At 73.6% G+C, this 1,418-nt stretch carries 1 protein-coding gene; it reads left to right on the top strand.

The annotated features are described in order from the left end of the window. A partial coding sequence (locus ACZ4XX_RS40275) for a polyketide synthase dehydratase domain-containing protein (protein WP_468512777.1) occupies window positions 1–1,418 on the top strand: 1,418 nt, incomplete at both ends.

Below are 1,418 nucleotides of genomic sequence, written 5' to 3'. Positions count from 1 at the left end.
GAGCCGTCACCCCCCTCGCCAACGGCGAAGGACACCTCCTCACCGGACGCCTCTCCCCCACCGAACACCCCTGGCTCACCGACCACACCGTCTTCGGCACCCCCCTCACCCCCGGCACCGGCCTCCTCGAACTCGCCTTCGCCACCGCCCAGGAAGTCGGCGCCGCAGAGGTGGGAGAGCTGACCCTGACGGAGCCGCTGGCCCTGCGTGGCGCGGTACGGCTCCAGGTCGTGGTCGGCCCGAGCACCGACGGACGTCGTTCCCTCGCCGTCTACAGCCAGTCGGAGGACTCCCTCGACGGCGTCTGGCGCCGCCACGCGATCGGCGAGCTCCTGGACGCCCCCTCCGACAGCAGCACCGGATTCGAAGCGCTCGCCCAGTGGCCGGTCCCCGGGGCCGAACGGCTCGACCTCGACGGCTACTACGAGAGGTTCGCGGCACAGGGCCTCGCCTACGGTCCGGCCTTCCGGGGGCTGCGGGAGCTGTGGCGCTCGGGGGACCGTGCCTTCGGTCTGGTCCGTCTGCCGGAGGACGTCGCGCCCGACGAGTTCGGCATCCACCCGGCCCTCCTCGACGCGGCCTTGCACGCGGTGGCCGCACTGCGCGGCCCGGAGGCGGCCGTGGTCCTGCCCTTCGAGTGGAGCGGCACCGAGCTGCTCGCCAGGGGCGGATCCGAAGTGAGGGTGCAGGTCGAACTCGACCGGACGGCTACGAGCGCGCGGATTCGCGTCGCGGACGGGGCCGGACACCCCGTGGCCTCGATCCGCGAACTGCGTCTGCGTGAGGCGAGCTCCGACCAGCTGCGGATCGCCGAGCAGGTGGAGCACCTCTACCAGGTCGAGTTCCAACCTCTGAGCACCGTGCGTACGGCAGCGGCCGGCGCCGGACCGGCGGCCGAGCACGACGACGTCGTGCTCGGTGCCGGCTCCGGGCTCGGCCCGGTCCTCGGCGTCGACGTAGCCGCCGACGTCGACGCGCTCCTCGCCCGCGAGACCGTGCCGTCCCGACTCCTGATCGACGCCACACGCCCCGTCGAGGGCGGCCCCGTGCGCGCTGCCGAGGAGGCCCTGCTGACGCTGCAGCGCCTGCTCGGGGAGGAGCGACTGGAGGCGACGGAGCTGGTCTGGGTGACCCGCCGTGCCGTCGGCACCGCCGCGACCGCTCTCGCCCACGCCCCGCTGTGGGGTCTCGTCCGCACCGCCGCGGCCGAGCACCCCGAGCGGTCCGTGCGCCTGATCGACCTCGACGCGGGCTCGGACCTGCTCGTCGAGGCGCTCGAACTCGGCGGTGACGAGCCCGAGATCGCCGTACGTGACGGTGAGATCCACGTCCCGAGGCTGGTGCGGGCGGTGGCCGGTGAGCAGGTGACGGGTCCGGAGTTCGGTCCGGACGGTGTGGTGTTGGTGACGGGTGGTACG

It is taken from the genome of Streptomyces sp. NPDC029956, assembly GCF_055574655.1.
This window is presented reverse-complemented; position numbering and strand designations above follow the sequence as displayed.